The sequence below is a fragment of the Streptomyces sp. NBC_00259 genome, from assembly GCF_036181745.1.
In the GTDB taxonomy this organism is placed as follows: domain Bacteria; phylum Actinomycetota; class Actinomycetes; order Streptomycetales; family Streptomycetaceae; genus Streptomyces; species Streptomyces pratisoli.
Map to the genome: position 1 here is coordinate 7,174,251 of NZ_CP108080.1, position 24,152 is coordinate 7,198,402.

Consider the following 24,152-nt stretch of genomic DNA (forward strand, 5'->3'; position numbering starts at 1 on the left):
GTGGCACGGAGCAAGCGGCTGATCGCACGGTGCCCGGCGGTCACGTGAGGCTCCGGTGACCCCCTTGCCGTCCGCGGTCGCCCGTCATTCAGATGGCGCACATCCACACTCCGCACCCCCGTCATGTCGAATCCAGCCGGTCACGGAATTAGTTAGGTGCCGGACCGCCGCAGGCGCGGTCCGTCCCCACCGTCCGGCAAGGAGACCGCCATGCCCGCATCGCCAGCCGTCGTCCCGGCCCCGCTCATGACCGCCGCCGAACCCCGTTACGTGGTGTCCCTCGCCCGTGACCAGGACGACGTACGGGCCGCCCAGCGGCTGCGCCACCAGGTGTTCGCCGGCGAGATGGGTGCCCGGCTGGAGGGCCCCGAGCCCGGCCTCGACATCGACGCCTTCGACGCGTACTGCGACCACATCCTGGTGCGCCACGAGGACACCGGCGAGGTCGTCGGCACCTACCGGGTGCTGCCGCCCGAGCGCGCGAAGGTCGCGGGCCGGCTGTACTCCGAGACCGAGTTCGACCTCGCCCGGCTCGAGCCCATCCGCGACGACCTCGTGGAGGTCGGCCGCTCGTGCGTCCACCCCGCGCACCGCAACGGCGCCGTCATCGCCCTCATCTGGGCGGGTCTCGCGCGCTACATGACCCGCACCGGCCACACCTGGCTGTCCGGCTGCTGCTCGATCCCGCTCGCCGACGGCGGCACGCTCGCGGCCGGGACCTGGGACACGGTCAAGGCCAAGCACCTCGCCCCCGAGGAGTACTGGGTCACCCCGCACAAGCTCTGGAGCGCCGACGGCATCGCCCGCCCCGAGGGCCGCGCCGAGCTCCCGCCGCTGCTGCGGGGCTACCTCCGCCTCGGCGCCTGGGTGTGCGGCGCGCCCGCCCACGACCCGGACTTCGGCGTCGCCGACCTGTACGTCCTGCTGTCGCTGCGCCGCACCAACCCCCGCTACCTGCGCCACTTCCTCTCTCTGGCGCCGGTGAAATGAGCGTCTGGCTTCCCACCGCGCCCTGCACCCCGGCCGGCTGCGCGAGCTCGCAGTGGCCGACCGTCGGGCGGCTCACCGCCGTCCTGCGGCTGATCGCGGGCGCGTCGGCGGTCCTCGCGGGCGTCGTCCTGTCCCCGCTGGCGATCCCGCTCGGCCCGCGGGGCCGTGCCCGGCTGGTCGGGATGTGGTGCCGCACCGTGATCCGGGCCTTCGGGGTACGGATACGGATCACGGGTCCCGTGCCCGCGAGCGCGCCGGGCACCGGGCAGCACCCGGCGGCCGGCACGCTCGTCGTCCCCAACCACATCTCCTGGCTGGACATCCCGCTCGTCGCCGCCGTGCTGCCCGGGCGGATGCTCGCCAAGCGCGAGGTGCGGCAGTGGCCCGTCCTCGGGCCGCTCGCCGGATTCGGCGGGACGGTCTTCGTGGACCGGGACAGACTGCGCGCCCTGCCCGGGGTTGTCAGGGTCATGGCCGAGGCGCTCCGGTCCGGCGCACGGGTGATCGTCTTCCCCGAGGGGTCCACCTGGTGCGGCCGGGAGAAGGGGCGCTTCCGGCACGCGGCGTTCCAGGCGGCGATCGACGCCGGGGCGACCGTGCAGCCCGTACGGATCAGCTACGGTCCCGTCGGTGCCGCGGCGTTCGTCGGCGACGATCCGCTGGCCACCTCGCTCTGGCGGGTCGCGACGGCCGCCGGGCTCACCGCGGAGATCACGCTCCTGCCGCCGGTCCCCGCGGGCGCCCACCCCGACCGCCGCTCACTCGCCCGCGCCGCACAGCGCGCCGTGGCCGGGACGACGGCGGGCAACCACGCCGCCGCCCCGCACCTCGTGCGTGCGGCGATCCCCGGTCAGACCGCCGTCGACAGGGACAGCGCGAACCTGCCCTCCGCGTCCGTCCACCACTCGACCAGCTTCATCCCGGCATCCGCGAGTTCGGAACGCACCCCTTCCTGACGGAACTTCGCCGACACCTCCGTACGGATCTCCTCACCCGCCTCGAACGGCACCACCAGGTCCAGCTCGCGGATCTTCACGCTCACCGCCTCCCGCGCCCGGAGCCGCATCTCGATCCACTCCTCCCGCGCGTTCCACACGGCGACATGCTCGAACCGGTCCGCAGGGAAGTCCGCACCCAGCTCCCGGTTCATCACCGCCAGCACGTTCTTGTTGAACTCGGCGGTGACACCGGCCGCGTCGTCGTACGCCGCGACCAGGACCCGCTCGTCCTTCACCAGGTCCGTGCCGACCAGCAGCGCGTCCCCCGGCGCGAGGAGGGCCCGTACGGACTTCAGGAACGCGGCCCGTTCGGCCGGCAGCAGATTGCCGATCGTCCCGCCGAGGAACGCGACGAGCCGCGGCCCGGGTGTCTCCGGCAGGGCCAGCACCCGGGTGAAGTCGGCGATCAGCGCGTGGACATGGAGGTCCGGACGCTCGGCGAGCAGTGACCGGGCCGCCCCGGTCAGCGCGCTCTCGCTGACGTCCACCGGCACATAGCTGTGCAGCCCGTCGAGGGCGTCCAGCAGATACCGGGTCTTCTCCGACGAACCAGAGCCCAGCTCCACCAGGGTGCGGGCGTCGGTCGCCGCCGCGATCTGCGCGGCCCGGGCCACGAGGATCTCCCGCTCGGCGCGGGTCGGGTAGTACTCGGGAAGCCGGGTGATCTCCTCGAACAGCTCACTTCCGCGGGCGTCGTAGAACCACTTGGGCGGCAGCTCCTTGGGGGTACGGGTCAGGCCGCGCAGCACATCGGTGCGCAGCGCGGCGCCGGTGGCGTCCTCGGGCAGGGTGCGGGTCAGCTGGAACGGGCTCACGCGGATGGCTCCTTGAGCGGGGTCAGTAGTACGTCGGTACCGGTGGCCACGAGCAGCGTGCGGTCGGGCACCTCGCACCAGTGGGGGTCGTCGTCGTAGGGCTCCGAGGCCACGACCGTGCTCCGGCCGGGGCCGGCCAGATACCAGAGCGTGTCGCCCCAGGCGGTCGCGGTGATCGTCACACCGTCGGTGAGCAGCAGATTGAGCCGGGACTCGGGGGCGGCGGCCGCCACCTCCAGGACGGTCCCGGCGAGCGCCTCGCCCATCTCGTCGCCGTCCCGGAGCCGGTGCATCACCAGCGCCCAGACGAACGCCGAGTCGCAGCGCGACTCCAGCGACAGCAGTTCGGCGGCGGGCAGCGCGGCGGCGAGCGGCGCGACGCTGCCCGGCCAGCCCCTGACGGCGCCGTTGTGGCTGAACAGCCACGGCCCCGCGGCGAACGGAGCGGCCGCGGCCTCACCGTCCGCGCCCGCCTCGGTCGCGTCCCGCACGGCGGCCAGCAGCGCCTCGCTGCGGACCACCCGGACGAGGTCCGCGAAGGACTGGTCGGCCCAGACCGGCCCGGCACGGCGGTAGCGGGCCGGGACCGGATCGCCCTGTGCGTACCAGCCGACGCCGAAACCGTCGGCGTTCACCGTGCCGTACCGCTGCCGGCGCGGCGCCCAGGACTGCCGCAGCAGTCCGTACGGCGGCTCCACCAGCAGCTCGCCCAGTGCCGTCGGCCGCCCCAGGAAGGCGATGTGACGGCACATCAGACGTCCCTGGCGGTACGGAAACCGGAGAAGATCTGCCGGCGCACCGGCAGGTCCCAGTTGCGGAACGTCCCTCGGCACGCCACCCGGTCCACGGCGAACGAACCACCCCGCAGCACCTTGTGGCCGGGGCCGAAGAACACCTCCGAGTACTCGCGGTACGGGAACGCCACGAAGCCCGGGTAGGGCAGGAAGTCGCTCGACGTCCACTCCCACACATCGCCGATCAGCTGCCGCACCCCGAGTGGCGAGGCACCGTCCGGGTACGCCCCGGCGGCCGCGGGCCGCAGATGCCGCTGGCCCAGGTTGGCCCGCGTCGCGGTCGGGTCCTCGTCGCCCCACGGATAGCGCCGCGAGCGACCGGAGACGGGATCGTGCCGTGCGGCCTTTTCCCACTCGGCCTCCGTCGGCAGCCTCCGCCCGGCCCAGCGGGCGTACGCGTCCGCCTCGTACCAGCTGACGTGCAGGACGGGCTCGTCCTCGGGCACGAGCTCGGTCACCCCGAACCGGCGTCGCAGCCATTGGCCGCCCTCGTGCCGCCAGAACAGCGGCGCGGTGATGCCGTGCTTGCGGATCTGGTCCCAGCCCTCCGGCGCCCACCAGCGCTCGTCGGTGTAGCCGCCCTCCGCGATGAACGCCTGGAAGGCGCCGTTGGTGACGGGCGTGGTGTCGATGAAGTACGCCGGTACGTCACGTCGGTGCGCGGGCCGCTCGTTGTCCAGTGCCCACGGCTCGGCCGAGGTTCCCATCGTGAACGGACCCTTGGGGACCAGCACTTCGGCGGGCAGGCCGGCGGTGCCGCCGGCGGGCGGCTCGGGTGCGTCGAGGGCCGCCGGACCACGCCGCAGCTGATGGGTGATCAGCATCGTCTCGTCGTGCTGCTGTTCGTGCTGCGCGATCATCCCGAAGGCGAACGCGGAATCGACCAGCGGGCCGCCGCTCAGCGGGTGTGCTTCGAGGATGTCGAGCACCCGGCCGCGTACGTCGGAGGCGTACGTCCGGGACTCGGCGGGGGAGAGCAGCGGCAGCGTGGGGCGTTCGGCGCGGGGGTGCTCGAAGGCGTCGTACACCGAGTCGATCTCGGGCCGTATCGCCTCACGCCCGGCGACGGCCCGCAGCAGCCACTGCTCCTCCTGGTTGCCGATGTGCGCCAGGTCCCAGACGAGGGGGGACATCAACGGCGAGTGCTGGGCGGTGAGTTCGTCGTCGTCGACGCAGGTCGTGAGCAGTGCGGTGCGGGCCCGTGCGGTGGTCAGCGCCTCCAGGGCGCGCTCCCTGAGCACGTCGTCCGGCACCACCGGGGACTCGTTCATGAGCTGGTCTCCTTGCTGAGGAGCGTGAAGTCGTCGGCCGGACAGCGGCCCGGCAGGACATAGCGGTCGTGGAACGCGGCGACCGCGTCCTGCACGGCCGTGGACGCCCCCAACCGGGGCAGCGCGTCCAGGGCGACGGCGAAGCAGGTGACGGCGGCGCTGTGCAGCTCGGGCTCGGCCAGGCCGAACCGTGCGGCGTCCTGCCACAGCGGATTGCGCGGCGCGGGCAGCGGCCCTGCCGTCTCGGCGAGCGGCTTGACCGTGCGGTACGCGGTCTCCGCCGCCTCCGGATCGTCGAAGAGCGCCATGGTGACGGCGAGCGGGACCCTCCAGCCGTCCTCGCCCGACTGCGCGTCGATCATGCGCAGTTCGAGATGCCCGCGAGGGCGTACCGGCGGGAACAGCGTGGTGATGTGGTACTCCAGATCGGCGCGGGAGGGCGGCCGGGGCGCCCCGGACCGTATCCACTCCCGGAACGTCAGCCGTTCCGGCACCGGCCAGGGCCCCTCCTGCGCACGTATGCACATCACCGGTGTGTCCAGGACGTGCGTGGCCCAGGCCTCGCGCGGCGGCGCGTCCGGGGACGGCGCGAGGGCCCGGCGCGGATCGAGCTCCGCCCACAGGGCCTGACGGGTGGATTTCCAGCCGGTGGGTCTGCCCGCTCCGGACGGGGAGTTGGCGAACGCGCCGACCAGCACCGCGCCCAGGAGATGGGCCAGTTGCCAGCGCCGGCCGAGGCCCAGCGGGCCGGGCACCTCGAAGCCCGCGTCCAGGCACACCTGGACGGACGCGGACGAGCACATCATGGACCGGCCGGCGGGCCCGGTGCGGTCGAGGCACGCCTCCATGGCGTCGTACCGCGGCTCAAGCAGCAGTCGGCGCGGAGGGAGCCAGGGGTCGTGACCGAGACCGGTCAGTGCGAGTCCGGAGCCCGCCAGCGCGGTCCGGACGGCGGCCAGATCCGCCGAGGTGGAGTCGATGCACTCCATCAGCGAGGCGGCGGGCGGGGAGCTGAGCTCCAGCTGGCCGCCGGGCTCGAAGGTGAGCGCCGAGGCCAGGGGCAGGGTCCGCAGCCCCGCGAAGGCCCGGTCGAGCCGGGTGGCCGCGACGGGCAGGTGCGGCAGGTGCTGATCGTGGACGAGCCACTCCAGTTCCACTCCGACGGTGCGGGGCGGGCCCGTCTTGAAGCAGATACATCGGAGCAGGTCTTCTGCGTCGTCCTCGGTGAGCGGCGGGCCGCTCCCCCCGAAGCCGGGTGCTGCCATGGTCGATCTCCTCCTGTCGATGGCGTTCCGTCCACCTAAAGCCACCGCCGACGGTTCGCACAAGAGTGCCCCTGTGCGCCGTAAGCGGGGCGTAATAGGTTTGCCGCCACCCTTCGTGATCACCGAGGATTCGGGCATGAGTGCACGTTTGCGGGGGATGGCGCGGCAGACCCAGGAGATCGTCGAAGCGGGTCGCTACCGGGCATCGGGCGGCCACATGGTGACGATCGGCGGGGATCTGTCCGCCGCGGTCGAGGGGACACGGATGTTCGGGCCCGAGCCCGTGCCGGTGGTCCCCGACACGGACCGTTTCAGCGTATGCGAGGTCTCCGGGGAGAGCAGCCTGGAGGCTGCCCGGCGGATGACGGCCCGGGGCGGCGGGCCCGTCGCGGTCCTGAACTTCGCCTCGGCCCGCAATCCCGGCGGCGGCTTCCTCAACGGCGCCCAGGCGCAGGAGGAGGCGCTCTGCCGGGCCTCCGCGCTCTACACCACGCTGCTGACCGCTCCGGGCTTCTACGCGCACCACCGCGCAGACCGGAGCCCCTTCTACACCGACCGGGTGATCCACTCGCCCGGAGTCCCGGTCTTCCGGGACGACCGCGGCGGCCTCCTCGACACGCCCTACACGGTGGGCTTCCTCACCTCACCCGCACCCAACGCGGGCGTGATCGCCAGCCGCACCCCCGAGCAGGCCGGCCGCATACCGCAGGCCCTCGGCTCCAGGGCGGAGCGCGTGCTGGAAACGGCCGCCGCCACCGGCTACCGGCGACTCGTCCTCGGCGCCTGGGGCTGCGGGGTGTTCCGGAACGACCCGGCCCAGGTCGCCGAAGCGTTCAGGGCCCTGCTCGCCGACGGCGGCCGGTTCGCCGGACACTTCGACGAGATCGTCTTCGCCGTCCTGGACCGCACACCGGGCCGGACCACGCTGGGCGCCTTCCGGGAGGCGTTCCCGGCGGCTGTCTGAGCCGACCTCCGGCCGCCTGCTGTCAGACCCATCCCTCCAGCGACGCCATGAAGGCGCCGAAGTCGTCGCGGTGGATCGTGTGCCCCGCGCCGGTGACCGTACGTACCTCGAAACCGCGCGAGGTGAGGATCCGGGCCTGCTCGGCGGACACCAGGGAGCTGCCGTCCGCGCGCTGGACCAGTGACGGCACGACCGGCTTCGCCGGCAGCAGGTCCGCACCGCTCGACCCGCCCGACCCGGCCGATCCGGCCGATCCGGCCGATCCGGCCAGTCCGAAGGCGGACGCCTCGTCCCACACCGCGAGGGTCGCCAGCTCGATGTCGACGTCCTCCCGCTCCCATCGCGGGTTGAGCTGCTCGATCCGCTCCCGGGTGGCGAGCGACCTGAACTCGGCGAACTGCGCGGGATCGAAGCCGTTGTCCGGTGTGCCGAGATGCCAGGCGGGATCGGAGTAGACGGCACGCCGTGGAGCGAGGCGCTCCACGGCGAGGGACAGTGTGAGCCCGCCGAGCGAGTGCCCGACGGCCAGGTCGGCGCCCGTAGGGAGGGTCTCGGCCAGATCGTCGGCGTGGTCCCGCGCGGTGTACGAGGCGGCGCGGCCGCTCCGGCCGTGGCCGCGCAGATCGACGGCGAGGACCCGGTAGCCCCGGTCGGCGAGCGCGGGCCCCACCTTCCGCCAGGTGCGATGGTCGGCCATGATGCCGTGGATCAGGAGCGCGACGCGGTCGCCCGCGCCCCAGGTGTGGGTGTGCAACTGCACGTCGGTGCCTTCCGGCCGGCGGAGCGGGGCGGTGAATGCGGAGCCCAGCAGTCGTTACTCGTGTCAGTGACGCGTGCGACCCTTGTCTAGCATCCACTTCAGGCCAACCGCCAGAGCCCGGACGGGACCGGTCTGGAAAGATGCGCAACGCGATGAGCCAGACACCGAGACAGTCAGCAGAACGCTCCGTTCCGACCAGTGCCGACGTCGCCCGGCTGGCCGGGGTCTCCCGCGCCACCGTCTCGTACGTACTGAACAACACCTCCGCGGTACGCATCAGCGAACCCACCCGCCTCCGGGTGCGTGAGGCCGCGGAAGAGCTGGGCTATGTGCCGCACGCGGCGGCGCGCAGCCTGCGCGCCGGGCACACCCGCATGGTGCTGCTGCCCACCGGGCAGGTCCCGGTCGGCCCGCTGTACAGCCGCTTCCTCAACGAGATCCAGTGGGCGCTGCGACGCCTGGACTACACCGTCGTCCAGTACGGCAGCATGGGCCTCGACGGCGACACCGCCGCCCGTGCCTGGGCCGAGCTGCGGCCCGTCGCGGTCGTCTCGCTCGGGGAGATCGCACTGACGCCCCACGGTGTCGAGGTGCTCAAGCGCTCCGGCGCGAAGGCCGTGATCACGCTCGGCCCGCGGCACGTCGAGGGGGCGCACTCCCTGGTCATGGACCAGCGTGAGGTGGGCGCCAGAGCCGCGGAGCATCTGCTGGAGCGCGGTCGCCGGCGGATCGCGGTGATCATGCCGGAGGAGCCCGGCCTCGACCTCTTCTCCGAGGCCCGTCTCGCGGGGATCCGCCAGGCCGCCGAGCCGGCGGGAGCGACCGTACGGGCCGTCCCCCTCGCCTACGAGGAGGGCGCCGCAGAGGCGCTCGCGGCGCGCTGGCGCCAGCTGGGCGCGGACGCCGTGTACGCGTACAACGACGAGTACGCCATGCTCCTGATGCGTGCCCTCCAGGACGCCGGGATCGGTGTCCCGGACGAGACCGCCGTGATCGGCGCCGACGACCTGCTGCTGGGGCGGCTGCTGCGGCCCCGGCTCAGCACGGTGCGCATGGACTTCGTGACCGGGCAGTACCTCGCGGAGCTCGTGGACCGCGTGGTGCGGGAGCCCGGCGGTGCGCCGGAGCGGCACGATCTGATGGGGGCGACAGTGGTACGGCGCGAGTCCACCTGAGCGCGCGGTGACCTCGTGGGGCCCGAGGGCCCTGGGCGCTGACATGCGCGGTGGGCCGTCCGTGGCTAGCGTCATGGCATGAGCACAGTTCCGCGGCGCTTCGAGATCCTGCTCGTGCCCGAGCACGTCGAGGACCGCGGTGGTGCGGCGGTCGAGGACAGCGCGGTCCGCTCGGCCGTCGTGGAGGCCACCGGCGAGAACGGAGCCTCGGGCTACCCGCGGTACTCGGGCCACGGCATCGTCGCGGACATCGACCCCGCCACGCGCACGGTCGAGGCACTGCTCGTGGACGGCTACGAACTCGACTACGGACTGACGGCCCTGGTCTCGGACCGGGCGCCGCGCTGAGGTCCGTACCGCGTACGCCCAACACCCCCGCCGTCGCCGCGCGTTGGCGCCCGGCCGACCGCACCGACCGCACCGACCGCACCGACCGCACCGACCGCACCGACCGCACCGACCGCACCGACCGCACCGACCGCACCGACCGCACCGACCGTGGCCCGGTCCGCGGCCCGGCGCCCGGGCCCACGGTGTCCGGGGCCCGGGCGGCGCCGGGGATCTACTGCTTCTGCTCGGTGTCGGCGATGGACTTGCGCACCTCGTCCATGTCCAGCCCGCGTGCCTGGCCGATCACGTCCTCCAGAACGGGCTCCGGCAGCGCGCCGGGCTGGGCGAAGACCGCCACGTTGTCCCGGACGATCATCAGCGTCGGGATCGACTGGATCTCGAAGGCCGCCGCAAGCTCCGGCTGTGCCTCCGTGTCCACCTTCGCGAAGACGAGATCGGGGTGCCGGTCCGCGGCCTTCTCATAGACGGGGGCGAACTGGCGACACGGACCGCACCAGGAAGCCCAGAAGTCGATCAGGACGAAGCCGTTCTCGGAGACGACCTGATCGAAGTTTTCCTTGGTGAGCTCGACAGTGCTCATTACTCGCTACCTCTTCCTGATGTCCGATCGGACCGCTCCCGACAACGGCGCAGGGGGCGGCCGTATTCCGCCTGCCCATGTGGCCACGGCGCACACGTACCACCACACTGTCCGTATGACGGATGCCGTGGAGTACGACGTTGTGGTGCTGGGGGCGGGCCCGACCGGGGAGAACGTGGCGGACAGGGCACGCGCCGCCGGACTGAGCACCGCGGTGGTGGAGAGCGAACTCGTCGGCGGTGAGTGCTCGTACTGGGCGTGCATGCCGAGCAAGGCGCTGCTGCGGCCCGTCATGATCCGGGCCGACGCACGCAAGGTCCCCGGCGTACGCCAGGACGTGCAGGGCCCGCTCGACGTCGAGGCCGTGCTCGCCCACCGTGACGACTACACCTCGCACTGGAAGGACGACGGCCAGATCGCCTGGCTGAACGGGATCGGCGCCAGGCTGTACCGCGGACAGGGCCGGCTGCACGGCCCCCGCAAGGTCGTCGTCGAGGGATTCGAGGGCGAGCATCACGTCCTGACCGCGCGGCACGCCGTGGCCGTGTGCACCGGCACCCGCGCCGTCCTGCCCGACCTGCCGGGACTGGCCGGCGCCCGGGTGTGGACCAGCCGCGAGGCGACCAGCGCGCAGGCCGCCCCCGGGCGCCTGGTCGTGGTGGGCGGGGGAGTCGTCGGTACGGAGATGGCGACCGCGTGGCAGGCCCTCGGCTCCCGGGTCACCATGCTGGTGCGGGGCGAGCGGCTGCTGTCGCGCATGGAGCCCTTCGTCGGTGAGCACGTCGCCGACGCGCTCACCGCGGCGGGCGCGACCGTGCGCACGAGGGTGCGCGTGGCATCGGTGCAGCGCGCCGACGCCACCGGCCCGGTCATCGTCGTCCTCGACGACGGTGAGCTGATCGAGACCGACGAAGTCCTCTTCGCCATGGGCCGCGCCCCGCGCACGGACGACATCGGGCTGGAGACCGTCGGCTTCGAGCCCGGTTCCTGGCTGCCGGTCGACGAGAGCTGCCGGGTGGACGGCACGGAGTGGCTGTACGCCGTCGGGGACGTCAACCACCGTGCCCTGATGACCCATCAGGGCAAGTACCAGGCACGCATCGCGGGCGCGGCGATCGCGGCCCGGGCCCAGCACGTACCGCTGCTGGAAACGGACCGCTGGGGCGCGCACTCCGCGACCGCGGACCACGACGCCGTACCCCAGGTCGTCTTCACCGACCCGGAGGTGGCGGCGGTCGGCCTCTCCCTCGCCGAGGCGGAGGCCGCCGGACACCGGGTGCGCGCGGTCGACCAGGACATCGCCGCGGTCGCCGGCGCGGGACTCTACGTCGACAACTACCGCGGCCGCGCCCGGATGATCGTCGACCTGGACCGGGAGGTCCTCCTGGGTGTCACCTTCGTCGGCCCCGGCGTCGGCGAACTGCTCCACTCGGCCACGGTCGCCGTCGCCGGCGAGGTCCCGGTCAGCCGGCTCTGGCACGCGGTCCCCGCGTACCCGACCATCAGCGAGGTGTGGCTGCGCCTGCTGGAGGCGTACCGGGACGGGCGCTGAGCGCCCGTCCCGGCTCCCGCTGTCGCACTTCTGAGTCCCGCCCGGCGCCCGCCTCAGGCGACGTCGGGCAACTCGCCGGACATCGCCGCGGCCATCCGCAGATGCGGAGCGGCCTCGGCGTGCCTGCCCTGCCGCTCCAGCGTGCGGCCGAGCATGAGCCGGGCGTAGTGCTCGACCGGATCACGCTCCAGGACCGCGTTCAGCTCGGCCTCGGCCTTACCCAGCCGGGCCGAGTGGTAGTACGCCCGGGCCAGCAGCAGCCGCGGCGCCACCTGCTCCGGTACCTCGGCGACGAGCCCGGCCAGGATCCGCGCCGACGTCACGTACTCCTTGGCGTCGAAGAAGAACCGCGCCCGGTCCCAGCGCTCCGCCGGCGTCCCGAACTCGTAGTACGTGTCGCTGTACGTGTCGCTCATGCGCCCTCCTTCTCCGGCCCACCCGGTGACCCCGGCAACCGGAGAAAGGGATTCAATATTCCACGTCCGTATCCGTACCCATGCCGTGCAGCGCATCGGCAGCGCACAGGACTAGGTTGGGCCCATGAGCAATCTCGATCGGCAGGCCGCGCTCTCCGTGTGCGGCGGCAGGGGCTTCGTCGTCGCCGAGCCGGTGCGTGAACTCCTCGCACCCCGCCGCGTCCAGCTCGGCGAGTCCACCGAAGTGCGCCGGCTGCTCCCCAACCTCGGCCGCCGTATGGTCGGCGCCTGGTGCTTCGTCGACCACTACGGTCCCGACGACATCGCCGAGGAACCGGGGATGCAGGTCCCGCCCCATCCGCACATGGGCCTTCAGACCGTGAGCTGGCTGCACGAGGGCGAGGTGCTGCACCGCGACAGCGTGGGCAGCCTGCAGACGATCCGGCCGCGGGAGCTGGGGCTCATGACCTCGGGGCGGGCGATCAGCCACTCCGAGGAGAGCCCGAAGGCGCACGCCCGCCTTCTGCACGGCGCCCAGCTGTGGGTCGCGCTCCCCGACACCCACCGCAACGTGGAACCCCACTTCCAGCACCACGCCGAGTTGCCCCACGTCACCGCTCCCGGACTGACCGCCACGGTCATCCTGGGCGAACTCGACGGCGCGGCCTCGCCGGGCTCGACGTACACACCGATCGTCGGCGCCGATCTGGCCCTCGCCTCCGGCACCGAGACGAGTGTCCCGCTGGAGCCCGACTTCGAGTACGCCGTGCTCGCGATGTCCGGCGAGGCCCACGTCGACGGCGTGCCCGTCCTGCCCGGCTCCATGCTCTACCTCGGCTGCGGCCGCACCGAACTGCCGCTGCGCGCCGAGTCGGACGCCGGCCTCATGCTGCTCGGCGGCGAGCCGTTCGAGGAGGAACTGGTCATGTGGTGGAACTTCATCGGCCGCACCAACGAGGAGATCGCGCAGGCCCGTTCGGACTGGATGGGCGGCTCCCGCTTCGGCGAGGTCAAGGGCTACGACGGCGCCCCGCTGCCCGCCCCCGACCTCCCGCCGGTGCCTCTGAAGCCGCGGGGACGCGTGCGCTGACATCGGCGCTGCGTCTCGACCTGGTCGCGGTGGTGTACACCTTCAGGCCCCTCCGCCCGTGGGCGGAGGGGCCTGTTCGCGTCCGCCGGGCGCCGGCACCGTGGCGGGGGCGGACGGCCTTCGGCCGACGGCAGCCTTTGATCGATAAGGAATCACCCGATCTTTCGATGAAGGTCTCCGAGGCATCCTTGTGGATTGCAGGCGTGGAGCGACAGACTTTCCATTGAAGGTTGTACAACCTTCTCATTGGTCGGATCTATCGTTGGCCGGTCGGCAAACGAGGTCCGTTCGACACTGATCCCGAAGGGGAAGCGAGTGACACTACTTCGGCCCGTGGCGGGTGCGCTGTCCGCTCTTGCGCTGTGTCTGGGTTTCTCGGCGTCATCCGCGGTGGCGGCACCGGCCGGCGCGGCGTCGGCGGAAGAGCCCTGCCGCGCCGTCGGCCAGGACTGGTACTGCCATACCCGTGGCGGCACCGTGATGTGGGACTCCTGGGAGGGCACCCAGAACCTGGCCGGAATCATGCGCGAGGGAGAGCACTGGTTCCACTGCTGGATCGAGGGCAACCAGCACGAAGGCGGCAACCTCTGGTACTTCGCCGGCCCCCTCGACGAACGTCCGCCGGGGAGCAACGGCGGGATCTACGGCCACGGCTTCATCAGGTCGATCGACGCCGTGGCCGGCACCCACCCCATCCCGCAACTGGGGCGCTGCGCCTTCTGACGGATCGTGCGGCGGGCCACCCGAACGGTGCGGGTTCCGGCCGGGCGCTTCGCAGCAACGGGAACGCCGGGGAGACGGGTGGAACCGTCTCCCCGGCGCATTCCGGGGTCCGTTGCCGGCCGGCGGTCCGGGCTACTGGAGCCCGGTGCTGATCGCTGTCGCCAGCTCACCGTTCGTGGTGTCGCCGCTGAACTCCCAGAAGAAGGCGCCTCCCAGGCCCTGGTTCTTCACGTAGGTCATCTTTCCGGCGATGGTGGACGGGGTGTCGTAGCTCCACCAGTTGCTGCCGCACTTGGCATAGGCGGTGCCGGCGATGGTGCCGGTGGACGGGCAGGACGTCTTGAGGACCTTGTAGTCCTCGATGCCCGGCTCGTACGTGCCGGGGGCCGGTCCGGTGGCGCTGCCGCCGGGGGCCGCTTGGGTCACGCCGGTCCAGCCGCGGCCGTAGAAGCCGATGCCGAGGTTGAGCTTGGTGGCCGGAACGCTCTTGGACTTGAGCTTGGTGATCGCCTCGTCGGAGGTGAAGCCCTGCTGCGGGATGCCGCTGTAGGTGGTGAGCGCGGAGTGCGGGGCGGTCGGACCGTCCGCGTCGAAGGCGCCGAAGAAGTCGTACGTCATCACGTTGTACCAGTCGATGTACTGTGCCGCGCCCGCGTAGTCGGTGGCGTCGATCTTGCCACCGCTGCTCGCGTCGGCGGTGATGGCGGCCGTGACCAGGTTGTTCGCACCGAACTTGGCGCGCATGGCCTGCATCATGTTCTTGAACGCGGCCGGGCCGCTGGTGTCGCAGGACAGGCCGCAGGAGTTGGGGTACTCCCAGTCGAGGTCGATGCCGTCGAAGACATCGGCCCAGCGCGGGTCCTCGACCAGGTTGTAGCAGGAGTTGGCGAACGCGGTCGGGTTGGCCACGGCCTGCGGGAAGCCGCCGGACCAGGTCCAGCCGCCGAAGGACCACAGGACCTTGATGTGCGGGAACTGCTGCTTCAGCTTGCGCAGCTGGTTGAAGTTGCCGCGCAGGGCTCCGGCGTCCCAGGTGTCGGCCACGCCGTCGACGCTCTGCGCGGCGGTGTAGGCCCGGTTGTGGTCGGCCTCGGCGTCGCCGATGGTGCACTGGCCGTTCTGTACGTTGCCGAAGGCGTAGTTGATGTGCGTGATCTTCGCCGCCGTGCCGGAGGTCACGAGGTTCTTCACGTGGTAGTTGCGGTCGTAGGTGCCCCAGTTGGTGAAGTAGCCGAGCTTCACCTTGTTGCCTCCGCCACCGCCGCCGGTGGTCGAGACGGTCAGCGAGCCGCTGGTCGCGCCGACCTGGTCGGCGGTGTCACGGGCCTTGACGCTGTACGTGTACGCGGTGCCCGCGGTGAGACCCGAGTCGGCGTAGCTGGTGCCGGTGACCGTCGCGATCTTCGTGGAGCCGCGGAAGACGTCGTAGTTCTTGATGCCCTTGTCGTCGGTGGCCGCGGTCCAGTTCAGGGTCAACGCGGTGTTGGTGATGCCGCTCGCGGTCGGGGTGCCGGGGGCTGACGGCGGATTGTCGCCGGGGACGACCGGGCCGCCGTCACAGGAGACGCCGTTGAGCTTGCAGCCCGTGGGGGCGCCGGGGCCGGTGCCGTTGAAGCCGAAGGAGACGGAGGCGCCGGGGGCGAGCGTGCCGTTCCAGCTCTTGTTCTTGGCGGTCCAGTGGTTTCCGGAGCCGGTGATGTCGGCGTCCCAGCCGGAGGTGACCGCGGTGCCGGACGGGAAGTCCCACTCGACGGTCCAGGAGGAGACGCTGGTCGTTCCGGCGTTGGTGACCGTCCACCTGCCCTCGAAGCCGGTGCCCCAGTCGGACGTTCTGGTGTACGTCGCGGTGGGCCCGGCGGCCTCGGCGGGAGTCGCCAGGCCGACGAGGGCCGCGAGGGGGAGCAGCAGGGCGGCGAGACCGGCCGTCGCGCGGCGTCTGAAGCGGGTGCTGCGACTAGGGGGTGCAGTGGTCAAGGCGCGCTCCTCGGAAGAGGTTCGGACGTGGGAGGGGGGATTCCTGCGTCGCGCATGAACACGCCGTGCCGCGGCGTGCTCACTGCAGTGCGGCGAGGCTAGATAGGTCTGGACCAGTGGTCAAGGGGCCCTGGGGGCGGCTTCGCAGGTGCGATCCGGAGTGCAACGGTCCTGTGAACGCCGCAGGTTGGGCTGCGTTCCGCCGCACAAATGGACAAACAGCAGGCCGCGGGATCCGGTGCGCGGCAGGTCGGTGAGCCGGATCGCCCCGGCCGGATGTTAGGAAAGTTTCCTAATGGATACCGGAGGCGGACGCCTCGCCTCGGCCCCGGGGGAGGCCTCGCCCGCGGACGGCCGCCACGACGCTTGCGGACGTCGACCGGGGCGTCGCCGGCGGGGTGGGGCGGGATCGCTCACCGTCTTGCGCTAATGCGCTTTAGTAGCTAGTTCTGACTAAAGCGCATTAGTTCTGCCGGATTCATTGACTTCCGTTCGCGCGGGATGCACTTTGGTCGCGCATACGAGCTGAAGGAGAGGCCAGTCATGCGCATCCCGAACAGGCCGGCCGTGGCCGCCGCTGTCGCCCTCGTGTCCGTTCTTTCCCTGGCCGCCTGCGGGACCGGCACTGGGGGCGGGGACCCCGCGGCGGACGCCTCTGGCAAGGTCGAAGGATCCATCACCTTCCAGACCTGGAACCTGAAGGCGTCATTCGGGGACTACTTCAACGGCCTCATCGCGGACTTCGAGAAGCAGCACCCCGACGTCGACGTGAAGTGGGTCGACCAGCCCGCCGAGGGCTACGCGGACAAGCTCAGCGCCGACGGCGCGAGTGGGACGCTGCCGGACGTCGTCAACGTCACCCCCGACCTGGTGCACCCACTGGCGCGGGCAGGGCTCGCGCTGGACGTCGGCAAGGCCGCCGGTCAGTACGAGAAGGAGTACCTGTCCGGTGCCTGGAAGGGGTTCGAACTGCCGGGCGTGGAAGGCGTCTACGCCTTCCCGTGGTACCTCAACACCGGTCCGACGTACTACAACGAGAAGCTCTTCGCGCAGGCGGGCCTCGACGCCGGCAAGCCTCCGAAGAGCTACGACGAGCTGTTCGGCGCGGCGCTGACCATGGCCGAGAAGACCGACGGCCGCATCGCGATGCTGGCAGGAGCCCCCAAGCTGGAGGACTTCGGCCGCTACGGTGTGCGGCTGATGAACGAGGAGGGCACCTCGTTCACGTTCAACGAGGCCAAGGGCGTCGAACTGGTCCAGCGCTACAAGGAGTTGTACGACGCCAAGGCGCTCGACGCGCAGGCGCTGACCTCGTCCCCCGAGAAGACCCTGCACAAGTTCCTGACCGGTGCCGTCGCGATGAACCCGGGCAGTGCCTACGACCTGGAGAACTTCAGGAAGCAGGCCCCCGGCCTGTACCAGAACCTCGGCATCACCGAGGCGGTGACCAACACCGGTCACAACCAGATGTATCTGCAGGGCCTGATGGTCAACTCCCAGAGCAGGCAGAAGCCCGCCGCGGTGCAGTTCGCGCACTTCATCACCAACGCGGAGAACCAGATGAGCTTCGCGAAGCAGGTCACCATCTTCCCGAGCACGCGGGGCTCCCTGGACGACCCCTACTTCTCCAAGGACGACGGCACGCTCGGCACACAGGTGCGGATCGCCTCGGCCAAGTCCCTGAAGAACGCGGTGAACTACGTCCCGGCCGTGTACAGCGAGCAGATGAAGGCCGTGCTGGACGTCGCGGTGGCGAAGGCCCTGCAGGGCAAGCAGTCCCCGAAGGACGCCCTGGACGACGCCGTCGAGGAGTGCGACAAGCTGCTGCGGCAGGGCTGACCGATCCCCTCCGCCCAAGCCCTACCGGGGCCGTGAGCCCTTCCGCAATCCCATCAGAAGGCAGGACCGTTCCTCCATGCACGACGATCGCTCCTTGATCGAGGCCCGTCTGAAGCGGGTCCTGGACGAGCGGATCCGCCCCGCCGTCCACCCCGAGTCCGTTCCGCTGGATGTCGCGGTGTGGCACGCACCGGGTGAACCGGTGCCGGTCGCGGAAGGGCTCGCGGCCCAGCACAATCCGATCTCGGTCGGCGAGATGTGGGGCCCGCCCTGGGGCACCAGCTGGTTCCGCGTGTCGGGCACCGTGCCGCGTGAGTGGGCGGGACGGACCGTCGAGGCCGTCCTCGACCTCGGCTTCGACAACCGGTTCACCGGCAACCAGTCCGAAGCACTCGTCCACACCCCGGACGGGACCCCGGTGAAGGGTGTGAACCCGTGCAACCAGTGGGTGCGGATCGGTGCGTCCGTCGCCGGCGGCGAGCAGGTCCTGCTGCACCTGGAGGCCGCGTCCAACCCGATGCTCCTGCCGCCGGAGAACTCCTTCCGGCCGACGCCGCTCGGCGACCGGGAGACCGCCGGAAGCGAGCCGCTCTACCGGCTGACCCGGATGGACCTCGCCGTGTTCGACGAGACGGTGTGGGAGCTCGTACAGGACCTGGAGGTGCTGGGCGGGCTGATGCACGAACTGCCCGTGGACTCAGGCCGCCGCTGGGAGCTGCTGCGCGCGATCGAGCGCGCCCTGGACGCCATCGACCTGCAGGACGTGAACGGCACGGCGGCCGCCGCCCGATCGGCCCTCGCACCGGCACTCGCCTCTCCCGCGTGCGCCTCCGCGCACCGGATCAGCGCGGTCGGCCACGCCCACATCGACTCCGCCTGGTTGTGGCCCCTGCGGGAGACCGTACGCAAGGTCGCCCGCACCGCCGCCAACATGACCGCGCTGCTGGAGGACGCTCCGGAGTTCGTGTTCGCCATGTCGCAGGCACAGCAGTACGCGTGGATCAAGGAGCACCGGCCCGAGGTCTACGAGAAGGTCAAGAAGGCCGTCGCCGAGGGCCGGTTCGTCCCCGTGGGCGGCATGTGGGTCGAATCCGACACCAATATGCCCGGATCCGAGGCGCTGGCACGGCAGTTCGTGCACGGCAAGCGGTTCTTCCTGCAGGAGTTCGGGCTGGAGAGCGAGGAGGTGTGGCTGCCGGACTCCTTCGGCTACACCGCTGCCCTGCCGCAGATCGTGAAGCAGGCCGGAGCCCGGTGGTTCCTCACACAGAAGATCTCGTGGAACCAGCAGAACCCGTTTCCGCACCACACCTTTCAGTGGGAAGGCATCGACGGCACCCGCGTGTTCACCCACTTCCCGCCGATCGACACCTACAACGCCCAGCTCTCCGGCGCCGAACTCGCCCATGTGGAGGCCAACTTCCGGGACAAGGGAGCCGCGACGCGCTCCCTCGCCCCGACCGGCTGGGGCGACGGCGGAGGCGGGACCACCCGCGAGATGCTCGCGCGCGCCGAGCGCGTACGCGATCTGGAAGGCTCCGCCCGTGTCGAGTGGGAGCGGCCGCGCGACTTCTTCGCCAAGGCCGAGGCGGAGCACCCGAACCCGCCGGTCTGGTCGGGCGAGCTCTACCTGGAGATCCACCGGGCGGTGCTGACCAGCCAGGCGAAGACGAAGCAGGGCAACCGCCGCTCCGAGCACCTGCTGTACGAGGCCGAACTGTGGGCCGCCACGGCCGCGGTACGGGCCGGGTTCCCGTACCCGTACGAGCGGCTGGACCGGCTGTGGAAGACGGTGCTGCTGCACCAGTTCCACGACATCCTGCCCGGCTCATCCATCGCCTGGGTGCACCGTGAGGCCGAGAAGACCTACGCCGCCGTGACCGAGGAGCTCCGGAGCATCGTCGACGCGGCACAGCGGGCGCTCGCCGGGGATCCGCGGGCGTCCACGCATGTGGTCTTCAACGCGGCCCCGCACACGCGCGCCGGAGTCGCGGCCGGCGGAGCGGCACCGAAGGCTCCGGCCGACGGGCGGTCCGTCACCGCGGCCGACCGTCCCGGCGGTGGATTCGTCCTCGACAACGGCCTGCTGCGGGTGGAGGTCGACGGCCGGGGACTCGTCGTCTCCGCGTACGATCAGGCGGCCGACCGCGAGACCGTGGCGCCCGGACGGGCGGCCAACCTGCTCCAGCTCCACCCCGACTTCCCGAACATGTGGGACGCCTGGGACGTCGACGCCTTCTACCGGAACACCGTCACCGACCTGGTGGACGCCGACGAGGTGGCCCTCACCGATCGCCGCCCGCAGGCGGCGTCGGTGCGGGTGGTCCGCTCCTTCGGCTCGTCGCGGGTGACGCAGACGCTGACACTGACGGCCGGTGAGAAGCGGCTGGACATCGACACGGAGGTGGACTGGCGCGAGCGGGAGAAGTTCCTCAAGGCGGCCTTCCCGCTCGATCTCCACACCGACCGGTACGCCTGCGAGACGCAGTTCGGCCACGTCCACCGGCCCACCCACACCAACACGAGCTGGGACGCCGCCAAGTTCGAGGTGTGCGCCCACCGGTTCGTCCACCTGGAGGAGCCGGGCTTCGGTGTCGCCCTCGTCAACGACTCCACGTACGGCCACGACGTCACCCGTGACGTCCGGACCGACGGCACGACCACGACCGTCCGCCTCTCCCTGCTGCGTGCGCCCCGCTATCCCGACCCCGGCACCGACCAGGGCGTCCACCGCTTCCGCTACGCCCTCGTTCCCGGCGCGGGCATCGGCGACGCGGTCCGCGAGGGATACGCGCTGAACCTCCCCGAGCGCAGGGTCCCCGGTGACGCCCGGGTCGCCCCGCTGGTGAGCATCGACAATGATGCCGTCGTCGTCACGGCGGTCAAGCTGGCGGACGACGCGAGCGGCGACGTCGTCGTCAGGCTCTACGAGTCCCGGGGCGCCCGCGCCCGCGTCCGCCTCGACGCGTCTTTCGCGTCCGGATCCGTCATCGCCTGCGACCTGTTGGAACGGCCCTCGCCCGACGGGCCGGCCCTGACGACCACCGCCGACGGCGCCACCTTCGCGCTGCGCCCGTTCCAGATCACCACGCTGCGTCTGAAGCGCACGGCGATCGAGAGGAGCGCGGGATGATGCCGGCGGCCCCGGAACTCCCGGACGCGGCCTTCGTCGTGCACGACGACGCGGACGGTCCGTGCCCCGCCGTACGCAGCGGGGACCGCTTCACCACCGCGGACATGGAGATCGCCCTCGATCAGGCCCGGTACGGGCTCCGCATCGCGGTCTCCTGCCCGTCCCGCGGACTGTCCCGGATCGCGCTGCGATGGCACCGGCGACTGCCCGGCTCCGCGCTGTATCTGGGCGACGCCTGGGAACGCGGTTACGGCGACCTGCAGTGGCGGCACCGCCAGCCGGAGCGGATCCTGCCCTGGTACTGGCTGGCGCACGACCCGCAGGACGGTTCCACCCTCGGAATGGGTGTCCGCGTCAGGCCGCACGCCTTCTGTTCCTGGACGGTCGACGAGGACGGCATCACGCTGTGGCTCGACGTCCGGAGCGGCGGATCGCCCGTACTGCTCGGCGAGCGGGTCCTGGACGCAGCCACTGTCGTGGAGATCGGCAGCGCCGCGGGCGAATCGCCCTGGCAGACGCACCGTCGGCTGTGCACGTCCCTGTGCAGCGACCCGCTGCCCGCCCGCGGCCCCGTCGTCGGCTGCAACAACTGGTACTACGCGTACGGCGTGGACTTCGGTCCCGCGGAGGTGCAGCGCGACGCCGAGACGATCGTGGAGCTCGCCGACGGGCATCCCGTCGCGCCCTACTGCGTCGTCGACGCCGGCTGGAGCCCGGGCGGCGTCGCTCCCGGCGGCCCGTGGACGGCCGGGATCCCCGGTCTCTTCGACGACATGGCCGCCCTCGCCGACGGCATTGCGCAGCGCGGCGCACGGCCCGGCATCTGGTTCAGGCCCGCTGCACTGAGCACGGTGGACCGCGAGGAGCGCCTGCGCGCCGGACCGCGTCCCGTACCGGAGCAGCCGCTCGACCTCACCCTCGACGAGAACCTGGCGGCGATCGGGGACGACGTCTCCCGCCTCGTCGGCTGGGGCTACGAACTGATCAAGCACGACTTCTCGACGTACGACGCCTTCGGCAGATGGGGCAGCCCGACGACCTCCGAACCGACCGAGCCGGGATGGCGGTTCGCCGATCCCCGGGTGACCAACGCGGAGGTACTGCTGGGGCTCTACCGGACCATCCGCGCGTCGGCGGGCGGCGCGCTGGTCCTCGGCTGCAACACGGTCGGCCACCTCGCGGCGGGACTCGTCGACGTGCAGCGCACGGGCGACGACACGTCCGGGCGCAGCTGGGAGCGCACGCGCCGGATGGGTGTGAACACTCTGGCCTTCCGGATGGCGCAGCACGGTTCGTTCTTCACCGCCGACGCCGACTGCGTCCCCTGCACCCCGCGGACGCCCTGGACGATGAACCGCCGGTTCCTCGACCTGGTCGCCCGCTCCGGAACCGCGCTGTTCGTCTCCGTCGACCCGAAGGCCCGTACGACGGAGACCGACGCCGACCTGCGCGCCGCGCTCCGCCTCGCCCTCGACGGCGGCGAACCCGGCGGAGTCGAGGCGCTGGACTGGCTGCACACGACCGCGCCACGACGCTGGAACAGCGCCGGCGGGATCCATGAGTACACCTGGTCCGAGTCGGCCGGAGTCTGGCCGCTCGCCGTGTGAGGGGGCCCGTGTGAGGGGGTCCGGTGAGGAAGCCCGTATGAGGAAGGTCCGTATGAGGAAGGGGAACAATATGGCCGCACCCCACACCGGTGCGTGGTGGCGCGACGCCGTCATCTACCAGGTGTACCCGCGCAGCTTCGCCGATGCCGACGGCGACGGCGTCGGAGACATCGCCGGCATCCGCGCCCGCCTCGGCCACATACGCGAACTCGGCGCCGACGCCGTCTGGATCAGCCCCTGGTACGTCTCACCGATGGCCGACCACGGGTACGACGTGGCCGACTACCGCGACATCGACCCGCTGTTCGGCACCCGTGCGGACGCCGAAGCCCTGATCGCCGAGGCCCGCGAGGCGGGTCTGCGGATCGTCGTCGACCTGGTGCCCAACCACTGCTCCGACCGGCACCCCTGGTTCCGGGCAGCGGTGGCCGCCGGCCCCGGCTCCCCGGAACGGGAGCTCTTCCACTTCCGCCCCGGCCGGGGTGAGGGGGGCGAACTGCCGCCCAACGACTGGCCGTCCAACTTCGGCGGCCCGGCCTGGAGCCGGATCACCGAACCGGACGGGCGACCGGGGGAGTGGTACCTGAGAATGTTCGCCGCCGGCCAGCCCGACTGGAACTGGGACCATCCCGCGGTGCGCGAGGAGTTCGCCTCCGTCCTGCGGTTCTGGCTGGACCGGGGCGTCGCCGGCTTCCGGATCGACGTCGCCGACTACCTCGCCAAGGCGCCGGGGCTCCCCGACAGGGCCGAGTACACGGGTGAGTCCCGCGATCCCTGGTCCGACCAGGACGCCGTCCACGAGATCTACCGCGGCTGGCGCCGCGTGCTCGACTCCTACGACGGCGAACGGGTCTTCGTCGCCGAGCTGTGGAACGACGACCCCGTGCGTTTCGCCCGCTACCTGCGGCCGGACGAGCTCCACTCCGCCTTCAACTTCCCGTTCCTGCAGGCGCGATGGGACGCCCGTGCGATGCGTGAGGTGATCGACGCGACCATCGCCGAGCACGCCCTCGTCGGCGCGCCCACCACCTGGGTGCTGTCCAACCACGACACCACGCGGCACGTCACCCGCTACGGCCGCGTCGAGACCGGCTACGGATTCAACCGGGCCGAGCTGCACGGGACGCCCGTCGACCTGGAGCTCGGCACCCGCCGCGCCCGCGCCGCCGCCCTGCTCACCATGGCCCTCCCGGGCTGTGTCTACATCTATCAGGGAGATGAGCTCGGTCTCTGGGAGGTCGAGGACATCCCGATGGAGCTGCGCCAGGACCCGGCCGTCGTCGGCACGGGCGGCGCCGACCCGGGACGCGACGGCTGCCGCGTGCCGATCCCCTGGGACGGCGACCGCGCCCCGTACGGCTTCAGCCCACCGGACGCCGACGCCGGGCCGTGGCTGCCGCAGCCCGCGGACTGGAAGGCCCACACCGTGGCCGCCCAGACGGGCGACCCCGACTCGTCGCTGGAGCTCTACCGGCGTGCCCTGGCCGTCCGCCGTGCCGAACCGGCCCTGGGTGACGGCACCCTGACCTGGCTGCCCGCACCCGGAGGAGTCCTCTCCTTCACCCGCGGACAGGGCCTCGTCTGCACGGTCAACCTGAGCGGTGAGCCCGCGGAACTCCCGCCCCACACCGAGCTGCTGCTCACCAGCGGCCCCCTGGACCACGGTCTCCTTCCGCCGGACACCACGGTCTGGCTGCGCGGCGCGGAGTGATTCCGACGAGTCCGCGGCCGTGCCTCCTGGAGTGGGGGGCGATTCTGGCGAGAGGTCCGGACAGCGGCACGCCCGACGACCGGCGCCGGACGCCGCGGACTCACGATCCCGGTGCGGAGGCGGGCTCGACAGGGGCAAGCCGTA

At 71.7% G+C, this 24,152-nt stretch carries 20 protein-coding genes; 12 read left to right on the plus strand and 8 right to left on the minus strand.

Annotated elements, in window-relative coordinates:
* Positions 1 to 210 precede the first annotated feature (210 nt).
* Complete coding sequence (locus OG766_RS32205; RefSeq protein ID WP_266385575.1) at positions 211 to 990, plus strand: GNAT family N-acetyltransferase; 780 nt, start codon at positions 211 to 213, stop codon at positions 988 to 990.
* On the plus strand, positions 987 to 1,946 hold the full coding sequence (locus tag OG766_RS32210; protein WP_266385572.1) for a lysophospholipid acyltransferase family protein: 960 nt from the start codon (positions 987 to 989) through the stop codon (positions 1,944 to 1,946). Before OG766_RS32205 ends, OG766_RS32210 begins: the two co-directional genes overlap by 4 nt.
* Here the strand turns inward: OG766_RS32210 and egtD are convergent.
* Genes egtD through egtA form a run of 4 tightly spaced genes read right to left on the minus strand, consistent with a single transcriptional unit; the run spans position 1,841 to position 6,133 of the window.
* Positions 1,841 to 2,803 carry an L-histidine N(alpha)-methyltransferase gene (gene egtD / locus OG766_RS32215; RefSeq protein WP_266385571.1) on the minus strand — a complete coding sequence of 321 codons (963 nt, stop codon included), beginning with the start codon at positions 2,801 to 2,803 and terminating at the stop codon, positions 1,841 to 1,843. The genes OG766_RS32210 and egtD overlap by 106 nt on opposite strands.
* Complete coding sequence (gene egtC / locus OG766_RS32220) at positions 2,800 to 3,555, minus strand: ergothioneine biosynthesis protein EgtC (protein ID WP_266385569.1); 756 nt, start codon at positions 3,553 to 3,555, stop codon at positions 2,800 to 2,802. The genes egtD and egtC overlap by 4 nt, the downstream gene beginning before the upstream one ends.
* On the minus strand, positions 3,555 to 4,868 hold the full coding sequence (gene egtB, locus OG766_RS32225) for an ergothioneine biosynthesis protein EgtB (RefSeq protein WP_328726933.1): 1,314 nt from the start codon (positions 4,866 to 4,868) through the stop codon (positions 3,555 to 3,557). Before egtB ends, egtC begins: the two co-directional genes overlap by 1 nt.
* A complete protein-coding gene (gene egtA / locus OG766_RS32230; protein WP_328726934.1) occupies positions 4,865 to 6,133 on the minus strand; it encodes an ergothioneine biosynthesis glutamate--cysteine ligase EgtA in 1,269 nt (422 codons plus the stop codon). Before egtA ends, egtB begins: the two co-directional genes overlap by 4 nt.
* 136 nt (positions 6,134 to 6,269) lie before the next feature.
* Between egtA and OG766_RS32235 the strand changes: the two genes are divergently transcribed.
* Complete coding sequence (locus OG766_RS32235) at positions 6,270 to 7,097, plus strand: TIGR02452 family protein (protein WP_266385560.1); 828 nt, start codon at positions 6,270 to 6,272, stop codon at positions 7,095 to 7,097.
* Between the two features lie 22 nt (positions 7,098 to 7,119).
* Here the strand turns inward: OG766_RS32235 and OG766_RS32240 are convergent, their stop codons facing one another.
* Complete coding sequence (locus tag OG766_RS32240; protein ID WP_328726935.1) at positions 7,120 to 7,857, minus strand: alpha/beta fold hydrolase; 738 nt, start codon at positions 7,855 to 7,857, stop codon at positions 7,120 to 7,122.
* Positions 7,858 to 8,009: 152 nt separating this feature from the next.
* Between OG766_RS32240 and OG766_RS32245 the strand changes: the two genes are divergently transcribed.
* Together OG766_RS32245 and OG766_RS32250 are read left to right on the plus strand one after the other, a co-directional pair.
* Entirely contained in the window at positions 8,010 to 9,032 is a 1,023-nt protein-coding gene (locus OG766_RS32245) for a LacI family DNA-binding transcriptional regulator (protein ID WP_266385554.1), read from the plus strand.
* Between the two features lie 78 nt (positions 9,033 to 9,110).
* Positions 9,111 to 9,380: a hypothetical protein gene (locus tag OG766_RS32250; RefSeq protein WP_266385551.1), complete on the plus strand. Its 270-nt coding sequence runs from the start codon at positions 9,111 to 9,113 to the stop codon at positions 9,378 to 9,380.
* Positions 9,381 to 9,594: 214 nt separating this feature from the next.
* On the opposite strand, the gene trxA is transcribed toward OG766_RS32250, so the two are convergent.
* On the minus strand, positions 9,595 to 9,963 hold the full coding sequence (gene trxA / locus OG766_RS32255) for a thioredoxin (RefSeq protein ID WP_328726936.1): 369 nt from the start codon (positions 9,961 to 9,963) through the stop codon (positions 9,595 to 9,597).
* Positions 9,964 to 10,078: 115 nt separating this feature from the next.
* On the opposite strand from trxA, the gene OG766_RS32260 reads away from it, so the two are divergent.
* Entirely contained in the window at positions 10,079 to 11,515 is a 1,437-nt protein-coding gene (locus OG766_RS32260; protein ID WP_266385545.1) for a dihydrolipoyl dehydrogenase family protein, read from the plus strand.
* Between the two features lie 53 nt (positions 11,516 to 11,568).
* Here the strand turns inward: OG766_RS32260 and OG766_RS32265 are convergent, their stop codons facing one another.
* Complete coding sequence (locus tag OG766_RS32265) at positions 11,569 to 11,931, minus strand: tetratricopeptide repeat protein (RefSeq protein WP_266385543.1); 363 nt, start codon at positions 11,929 to 11,931, stop codon at positions 11,569 to 11,571.
* Between the two features lie 124 nt (positions 11,932 to 12,055).
* Between OG766_RS32265 and OG766_RS32270 the strand changes: the two genes are divergently transcribed.
* Positions 12,056 to 13,021, plus strand: a complete 966-nt coding sequence (locus tag OG766_RS32270) for a pirin family protein (protein WP_266385540.1) — start codon at positions 12,056 to 12,058, stop codon at positions 13,019 to 13,021.
* A 315-nt stretch (positions 13,022 to 13,336) separates the two neighbouring features.
* Positions 13,337 to 13,744 carry a hypothetical protein gene (locus tag OG766_RS32275; RefSeq protein ID WP_266385538.1) on the plus strand — a complete coding sequence of 136 codons (408 nt, stop codon included), beginning with the start codon at positions 13,337 to 13,339 and terminating at the stop codon, positions 13,742 to 13,744.
* 132 nt (positions 13,745 to 13,876) lie between these two features.
* On the opposite strand, the gene OG766_RS32280 is transcribed toward OG766_RS32275, so the two are convergent.
* On the minus strand, positions 13,877 to 15,718 hold the full coding sequence (locus OG766_RS32280; protein ID WP_328726937.1) for a glycoside hydrolase family 18 chitinase: 1,842 nt from the start codon (positions 15,716 to 15,718) through the stop codon (positions 13,877 to 13,879).
* A 543-nt stretch (positions 15,719 to 16,261) separates the two neighbouring features.
* Between OG766_RS32280 and OG766_RS32285 the strand changes: the two genes are divergently transcribed.
* The 4 genes from OG766_RS32285 to OG766_RS32300 all read left to right on the plus strand — a co-directional run bounded on the left by OG766_RS32285 (position 16,262) and on the right by OG766_RS32300 (position 24,008).
* A complete protein-coding gene (locus tag OG766_RS32285) occupies positions 16,262 to 17,557 on the plus strand; it encodes an ABC transporter substrate-binding protein (RefSeq protein ID WP_328726938.1) in 1,296 nt (431 codons plus the stop codon).
* A 76-nt stretch (positions 17,558 to 17,633) separates the two neighbouring features.
* Entirely contained in the window at positions 17,634 to 20,690 is a 3,057-nt protein-coding gene (locus tag OG766_RS32290; protein WP_328726939.1) for an alpha-mannosidase, read from the plus strand.
* Positions 20,687 to 22,297 (plus strand): hypothetical protein, encoded by a 1,611-nt coding sequence (locus OG766_RS32295; protein ID WP_328726940.1) that lies wholly within the window; start codon positions 20,687 to 20,689, stop codon positions 22,295 to 22,297. Before OG766_RS32290 ends, OG766_RS32295 begins: the two co-directional genes overlap by 4 nt.
* 70 nt (positions 22,298 to 22,367) lie before the next feature.
* Positions 22,368 to 24,008: a glycoside hydrolase family 13 protein gene (locus tag OG766_RS32300; RefSeq protein ID WP_266385505.1), complete on the plus strand. Its 1,641-nt coding sequence runs from the start codon at positions 22,368 to 22,370 to the stop codon at positions 24,006 to 24,008.
* The last annotated feature ends 144 nt before the right edge of the window (positions 24,009 to 24,152 follow it).